Source organism: Rhodococcus sp. NPDC054953, from assembly GCF_053609225.1.
Genome location: NZ_JBSGXD010000097.1, coordinates 1 through 1,000, shown reverse-complemented (window position 1 = coordinate 1,000; position 1,000 = coordinate 1). Strand labels below are relative to the sequence as shown.

The 1,000-nt window shown below is 69.8% G+C and carries 1 protein-coding gene; it reads right to left on the bottom strand.

Annotated features, from left to right (window positions below):
* Positions 1 to 754: 754 nt before the first annotated feature.
* Positions 755 to 1,000, bottom strand: a 246-nt coding sequence (locus ACWF62_RS20755; RefSeq protein WP_452631334.1) for a hypothetical protein, incomplete at its 5' end; no start/stop codon positions are given.

Here is a 1,000-nt window from a genome sequence, read left to right as displayed (position 1 = left end):
GTGGCGGGCTCGGCCTTCCGCCGAGCCCGCCGGGTCACGCGACAACGTCAGGACGCATACGGCGACAGAGCGCGGCCCGCACAACGCTCACCAGCCCGAGCGCTCCCACCACAGCGTCTCGACCTCGACCACCGCGGTGCTGGAGAGGAGACCGCGTTGGACGAGCGGGTCGAGAAGACCCCGGACTCCTGAGCCACGTGGGTCTCCCGGCTCCTGATCGCCCTCGGTGTGGCCGGAAGGAGTCTTCCCGGCGCTCGGGGCGCTGGGCACTCGAAGCTGTTCGGGTATGCCGCTGGACGCACTGGTATGCGGTGCGGATACGTGTGGTGCGCACCACGCACTGTGTGTGTCGCGAAATGGATACCGGCGGTGTCCGGCGGTCACGCACGAGCTGTAGGCGCCGCTGTCCGGGCGCCCAAGGGCTCCATGTGGCACGGATCCGGCACGTGACCCCAGGCCGGCCTCGCGCAGCAGGAACCCCCAAGTCGCTGACCCCGGGGTGTGAGATGGAGGGGGCGACGAGAATCGAACTCGCGCTCGGAGCTTGGGAATCACCGTGCCACCGGGCCAACATGGGGCGCTCACCTGCTGAAACGGCGATCGTTAGCGGCCCGTGCCAGTCGTGGTGCACGCCCTGGACGCCCGCGGTGCACCGCCCGGCCGGGCACGCGTCGGGCACGGGCCGAAGATCAGGCGTCGGTGGGCCGACCGCGTACCCCGCTGGGTTACCGCTGGTGAAGGCGTACTGGACCGGTCAGTTTCTGAAGTCCGGTTGCGGCCGACCGCTGTGGCGCAGTTGGAGTCGGCGCCGGGGATGCGAGCGCAGTACGGGGTGGAGGTTCCAGCCTTGTTCCGAGGCGACGCGCAGGACGTAACCGGCGCCCGCGCCCCGGTAGTAGTGCACTCCGAGTTCCAGGTCGCGGTGGACGTACCCGTGGGAGGTTCCCACCAGCCGGGTCTTCTTGTTGATGCGCCGGTCCACTCGTGCCCGGTAGTACGC